Source organism: Brachybacterium sp. HMSC06H03 (assembly GCF_001807385.1).
Classification (GTDB): Bacteria; Actinomycetota; Actinomycetes; order Actinomycetales; family Dermabacteraceae; genus Brachybacterium; species Brachybacterium conglomeratum.
Window position 1 is genome coordinate 35,399 of the sequence record NZ_KV788678.1, and the last position, 6,179, is coordinate 41,577.

At 73.2% G+C, this 6,179-nt stretch carries 5 protein-coding genes and 1 pseudogene; 1 reads left to right on the forward strand and 5 read right to left on the reverse strand.

Annotation, left to right across the window (positions count from 1 at the left end):
• Positions 1 to 89: 89 nt before the first annotated feature.
• The 4 genes from HMPREF3159_RS02830 to HMPREF3159_RS02845 are packed head-to-tail and all read right to left on the reverse strand — an operon-like array spanning position 90 to position 4,733.
• Positions 90 to 1,259, reverse strand: coding sequence for a P-loop NTPase (locus tag HMPREF3159_RS02830; protein WP_083305760.1), 1,170 nt, complete (start codon positions 1,257 to 1,259; stop codon positions 90 to 92).
• On the reverse strand, positions 1,256 to 1,858 hold the full coding sequence (locus HMPREF3159_RS02835) for a DUF1003 domain-containing protein (RefSeq protein WP_070499578.1): 603 nt from the start codon (positions 1,856 to 1,858) through the stop codon (positions 1,256 to 1,258). The genes HMPREF3159_RS02830 and HMPREF3159_RS02835 overlap by 4 nt, the downstream gene beginning before the upstream one ends.
• A gap of 2 nt (positions 1,859 to 1,860) precedes the next feature.
• Positions 1,861 to 3,192, reverse strand: a complete 1,332-nt coding sequence (locus HMPREF3159_RS02840; RefSeq protein ID WP_070499579.1) for a magnesium transporter MgtE N-terminal domain-containing protein — start codon at positions 3,190 to 3,192, stop codon at positions 1,861 to 1,863.
• A complete protein-coding gene (locus HMPREF3159_RS02845) occupies positions 3,189 to 4,733 on the reverse strand; it encodes an aminopeptidase P family protein (protein WP_070499580.1) in 1,545 nt (514 codons plus the stop codon). Before HMPREF3159_RS02845 ends, HMPREF3159_RS02840 begins: the two co-directional genes overlap by 4 nt.
• A gap of 37 nt (positions 4,734 to 4,770) precedes the next feature.
• Between HMPREF3159_RS02845 and HMPREF3159_RS02850 the strand changes: the two genes are divergently transcribed.
• Positions 4,771 to 5,655, forward strand: coding sequence for a PHP domain-containing protein (locus HMPREF3159_RS02850; RefSeq protein WP_070499581.1), 885 nt, complete (start codon positions 4,771 to 4,773; stop codon positions 5,653 to 5,655).
• A gap of 143 nt (positions 5,656 to 5,798) precedes the next feature.
• On the opposite strand, the pseudogene HMPREF3159_RS02855 reads toward HMPREF3159_RS02850, so the two are convergent.
• Positions 5,799 to 6,179: pseudogene (locus HMPREF3159_RS02855) on the reverse strand (ATP-dependent helicase); the annotation flags it as partial.

Genomic DNA, 6,179 nt, shown 5'->3' on the forward strand with positions numbered 1-6,179 from the left:
GCCGGCCGGCGCCGCTGAGCGTCCGGCCTCGACGTCGATGCCCGACGGCATGGGGGCGCGACGGGACTCCGTGTGATGTTTTGGACGGCTCAGCGCCGCGCGACCGACAGCGGCAGCTTCATCCCGCCCAGGCCCCGCGGGGACCGCGTCAGCGAGCGCGCCACGGCCGTGAGCGCCTGCGCGGTGGGGGAGTCGGGATCGGAGACCACCAGCGGCACGCCCCGGTCCGCGCCCTCGCGCAGCGCCGGGTCCAGGCCCACGCGGCCCAGCACCGGCACCTGCTCGCCGACGGCCTCGGCGAGGGTCGCGGCGACCCGGTCGCCGCCGCCGCTGCCGAAGACGTCCATCACGGAGCCGTCGGGCAGGGTCAGGCCCGCCATGTTCTCCACGACCCCGGCGATCTCCTGCTCGGTGGAGGCGGCGAGGGAGCCGACCCGCTCGGCGACGGAGGCGGCGGACTGCTGGGGCGTGGTCACCACGACCATCTTCGCGCCGGGCAGCAGCTGCGCGACCGAGATCGCGACGTCGCCGGTGCCGGGCGGGAGGTCCAGCAGCAGCACGTCGAGGTCGCCCCAGAACACGTCGGAGGCGAACTGCTCGATCGCGCGGTGCATCTTCGGGCCGCGCCACACCACGGCCTGCCCCTCGGGCACGAACATGCCGATGCTCATCACGGCCACGCCGTGCCCGACCGGCGGCATCAGCAGGTCGGAGACCTTCGTGGGCTGCTCGGTGATCCCGAACATGCCCGGCATCGAGAAGCCGTGGATGTCCGCGTCGATCACGCCGACGCGCAGCCCGTCGGCCGCCATCGCGGCGGCGAGGTTCGCGGTGACGGTGGACTTGCCCACCCCGCCCTTGCCGGAGGAGATCGCATAGATGCGGGTGAGGGAGCCTGGCTGGTTGAAGGGGATCTGGCGGCGCCCCTGGCGGAGCCGGTTCGTGAGCTCGCGGCGCTGCTCCTCGGTCATCGCGGAGGTGGTGACCTCGACGCGGGACAGGCCCGGCACGGTCGCGGTCGCCTCGGCGGTCTCGCGCTCGATCCGGTCCCGCATGGGGCAGCCCTCGATCGTGACGAGCACGTGCACTCGGGCGATGCCCTCGGCGTCCACGTCCACGGCCCCGACCATGCCGAGCTCGGTGATGGGGCGATGGATCTCGGGGTCGATGACCCCGCTCAGCGCCTCATGGATGCGCTCCACGCGCTCGTCGGAGGGGGCCTCGGTCGCGCCCTGGGCGGGCGTCTCCGGTGTCGTCACTGGGGGTCCTGCTCCTTCCCGGTGCGGCGCTCGAGCGCCGCCTCGACCTCCTCGCGCAGGATCGCGCGGAGGCTCTGGTCGTCCAGCGCGGGCGCCTCGGGGCGGTCCGTCTCCGGCCCGGCCTCCTCGAGCTCCTGGAGGAGGTCGCGCAGCTCGCCGCGCACGAAGTCGCGCGTGGCGACGTCGTTGAGGGCGAGGCGCAGCGAGGCGATCTCGCGCGTGATGAAGTCGGTGGTGGCGTGGTTGCGCTCGTTGGACTGGCGGTCCTGCTCGGCCTGGACGCGGTCGCGGTCGTCCTGCCGGTTCTGCGCGAGCAGCAGCAGGGGAGCGGCGTAGGAGGCCTGCAGCGACAGGATCAGGGTGAGCAGGGTGAAGTTCAGGGCGCGCGGGTCGAACTGCGCGGACTCCGGGGCGAGCGAGTTCCAGGTCAGCCACACCGCGCAGAAAAGGGTCATGCCCACCAGGAAGGCGGGCGTGCCCATCATGCGCGCGAAGCCCTCCGCACCGCGTCCGAAGGCGTCGCCGCGCAGGGGGTTGCGCAGGCGGCCGCGACGACGGGGCGCCGGGTCGTCGAGAGGGTCGATGTTCTTCTCCACCATCCTCAGCCCTCCTCACCGCTGTCGCGCGCGGTGGCCCGCGCGATCTCGGACAGGTCGATCTGCCCGGTCGTCGCGGGGGGCTCGTCGTCCTGCTCGCGCCAGTCGTCGGGCAGCACGTGGTCGAGCACGTCGTCGACGGTGACCGCGCCGAGCAGGCGTCCGTCGTCGTCGACCACCGGGATGGAGACGAGGTTGTAGGTCGCCATCTCACGGGTCACGGTCGACAGCGGCACCGTCGGGGAGACGGCGACCCGGTCCTGGTCGATGATCTCGCCGACGGGACGGTCGGGCCGCTCCCGCAGCAGCTGCTGGAAGTGCACGATCCCGAGCAGGCGGCCGGTCGGGGTCTCGAGCGGGGAGCGGCACACGTGCACGGTCGAGGCGAGCGCGGCGTGGATCGCCTCGCGGCTGATCATCGCCAGGCAGTGCGCCACCGGCGTCTCGGGCGAGACGATCAGCGGCTCGGTGGTCATCATGCCGCCGGCGGTGTACTCGTCGTACGCCATCAGGCGGCGCACGTCCTCCGCCTCCTCGGGCTCCATCAGGTTCAGCAGCTGGGAGGCGACCTCATCGGGCAGCTCCTGGACGAGGTCCGCCGCGTCGTCGGGGTCCATCACGTCCAGCACGTCGGCGGCGCGCTTGGCGTCCAGGCCCGTGACGACCTCGACGCGGATGTCCTCGGGCAGCTCCTCGAGCACGTCGGCGAGGCGTTCGTCGGCCAGCTCCCCGGCCAGCTCTATCCGGCGCTTGGTCTCCAGCTCCTGGATGATCTCGGCGAGATCGGCGGGGTTGAGGTCCTGGTAGGAGGCGGCGAGCAGGTGGGCGGACTGCTCCGCCTGCGTGCCGAACAGGCCCGTCACCTCGCGCAGGTCGACGGTGAGCGTCTCGCCGCGCGAGACCAGCCGGCCCAGCGACCCGCCCGCGCGGCGCCGGCGCACATGCAGGCGCGAGATCGTCCAGTCGCGGTGGCGGTCCTGGTCCAGGGCGATGTCCAGCACGGTCGCCTCGCCGGAACCGTCGGAGAGGGTCACCACCCGGTCCAGCAGGTCCCCGAGCACCAGCAGCTCGCCGGTGCGCTTCTCGAAGCGGCGCACGTTCAGCACCCCGGTGGAGATCACCTGGCCGGGGGAGATGGAGGTGACCCGGGTGATCGGCAGGAACACGCGCCGCTTCGCCGCGACCTCGACCACGAACCCGACGGCGCGGGCGCTGCTGCGGGTCTGCGGCACCACGACCACGTCGCGGACCGTCGCCACCGCGTCCCCGATCGGGTCGAAGACGGAGGTGCCGACGAGCCTCGCGGCGTAGAAGCGGGGCGGCGCGGAGGTGCTCACGAGCGCAGCTCGGCGATCCAGGCCTCGACGTCCTCGGCACGTCGGGGCGCTCCGGCGGAGAGGTTCTCGACCCCGTCCTGGGTGACGAGGACGTCGTCCTCGATGCGCACGCCGATCCCGCGCAGCTCCTCGGGGACCAGCAGGTCGTTCTCCTTGAAGTACAGGCCCGGCTCGATCGTGAAGACCATCCCGGGCACCAGCTCCGCGTCGAGATACATCTCGCGGCGGGCCTGGGCGCAGTCGTGCACATCCATGCCGAGGTGGTGACTGGTGCCGTGCGGCATCCAGCGCCGGTGCCACTGGCCCTCGGGGGCGAGGGACTCCTCGGCGGTGCCGGGCAGCAGGCCCCACTCCTCGAGGCGGGCGGCGAGGACCTTCATCGCGGCGGTGTGCAGCTCGCGGAAGCGCAGCCCGGGGCGCGCGACCGCGAACGCTGCATCAGAGGCCTCGAGCACCGCGTCGTAGACCTTGCGCTGCACGGGCGAGAAGGTGCCCGAGACGGGGAGGGTGCGGGTGACGTCAGCGGTGTACAGCGAGTCGATCTCGACACCCGCGTCGACGAGCACCAGCTCATCGGGCCGCACGGCGCCGTCGTTGCGGGTCCAGTGGAGGGTGCAGGCGTGGTCGCCGGCCGCGGCGATCGTGTCGTAGCCGACGCCGTTGCCGTCGGCGCGGGCGGTCGCCGCGAAGACGCCCTCGATGACCCGCTCGCCGCGAGGATGGCCGACGGCCTGGGGGAGGTTGCGGATGACGTCCTCGAAGCCGCGCAGAGTCGCCTCGACGGCCAGACGCATCTGGCGCACCTCGTACTCGTCCTTGACCAGCCGGGCCTCGCTGGCCGCCTCGCGCAGGGCGGCGTTCTCGGCGGCGGCCTCCTCCCCGCCGGGCAGACCGTTCTGGGAGCGGATCTCCTGGACCATCGCCTCGATCGACGCGTCGACCTCGGGCACGACCGACAGCGACAGCTGGGCGCCGACGTCCTTGGCGAGGTGGTCGCGCAGCTCGTCGATGTGGCGCACCTCGATCCCGAGCCGCTGGGAGGCCTCGGTGAGGGTGAGGCGGCGGCCCACCCACATCTCGCCGTAGCGGGAGTCGGCGTAGAACTCGCTGGAGTCGAAGCCGGCGCGGGGCCGGAAGAAGTAGGTCGCGATGGAGGCCGTGGGGTCCTCCGCCGACGGCTCGACGACGAGCACGCTGTCGGGCTCCTCGTCGGTGCCGAGCCCCGAGTAGTACGCGAAGGCGGTGTCGGGGCGGAAGGGGTAGTCGGTGTCGTTCGAGCGCACCTTCAGCACACCGGCGGGCAGCACCAGCCGCGTCGCCGGCAGGCGGCGCACCAGCGCGTCACGGCGCTCCGGCGTGAAGTCCGCGGACTCGCGCCGCTCGGCGTCCGGCACCGTCTCGTCCCAGCCGGAGGCGATGAACTCGCGGAACGCCGCGCTGTCGGGGCGCTGCGAGCGGGAGTCACCGCGGGAGGCGAGGTCCTTCATCCGGTCTTCGCTGGAGGTGGCGTCGGTGCTGGTGTCGGTGTTCTCGGTGCTCACCCTACGATGTTCTCACGCCTCGGTCTACCCTGGGCGCATGAGTGAGCGGTCCTACTCCGGCGCGAGGCAGCGCATCGATCTCCACGGGCACAGCACGTGCTCGGACGGGACGACGTCGGTGCCGGACCTCTTCGCGCAAGCCCAGGCGGTCGGGCTGGACGTGCTGGCCCTGACCGACCACGACACCGTCGAGGGCTGGCCGCAGCTGCCCGCCGCGGTCGCCGCCACCGGTGTCGCGGCCGTGCCAGGGATCGAGGTCTCCTCCGAGCACGGGCACCGCAGCGTGCACCTGCTGGCCCTGCTCGTCGACCCCTCCGAGGGCACGGCGCTGGCCGCCGAGATGGCGGAGGCGCGCTCCTCCCGCATCGAGCGGGCCCGGCGGATGGTCGAGCTGATCGGCCGCGACCACCCCGTCACCTGGGACGACGTGCTCGCTCAGGTGGCGGGGGAGGAGACCGTGATCGGCCGGCCCCACATCGCCGACGCCCTCGTCGCGGCCGGGGTGGTGCCCGACCGGTCGGCGGCGTTCGCGGAGATCCTGCGCGGCTCCGGCCCGTACTACGTGCCCTACTACGCGCCCTCCCCGCTCGAGGCGGTCGCCGCGATCCGGGAGGCCGGCGGCGTCTCCGTGATCGCACATCCCGGCTCGGTCACCCGCGACGACGACCTGCCGGTCGAGCTGCTCGAGGAGCTCGTGGAGGCAGGGCTCGACGGCGTGGAGGTGCACCACCGCGAGCACGACGACGCGGAGCGGGAGCGGTTGCAGAGCTTCGCCGAGCGGCACGACCTGCTGATCACCGGCGGCAGCGACTTCCACGGCACGGGCAAGCCGAACCTGCTCGCCGAGAACCTCACCGACCCGGCGGTGCTCGCGGAGATCGAGCGTCGCGCGACGAGCGGGACCCGCGTCATCAGGCCGTGAGCGGACGCGGCACCGCGGCGGCGGCCCGGGCCGCTCGGTGCCTTCCCGCGTGGCCAACGCGGCTCGGACATGACGCGCACTGCAACGCCGACGGGCCCCGACACGATCGATCGTGTCGGGGCCCGTCGGTCAGGTCGGAGGGCTCAGCTCTCGGAGCTGCCGTTCGAGGAACCGCCGTCCGAGGAACCGCCGCGGCTGCGACCGCGACCGCCGCGCGAGCGACGACGACGATTCGAGGAGCCGCCGGCCGACTCGGAGGAGGAGCCTTTGTCCTCGGGACCGGTCGACGAGGACTCGGCACCGGTGCTCTGCTCGGCGACGACCTCGCCGTTCACGCGGCGGGTGCGGGAGCGCGAGCGGGTGCGGCGGGGCTTCTCGCTGCCCTGCTCGCCACGAGTGCGGCCGCCGCTCTCGGTGTCGGCCGTCTGCTCGTGGGACTCCTCGTCCCGGCTGCGGCGCTCGCCCCGGGAACGGCCCTCGCCGCGCCCACGGCCCTCGCCACGGCCTCCGTCGCGACCGCCGCG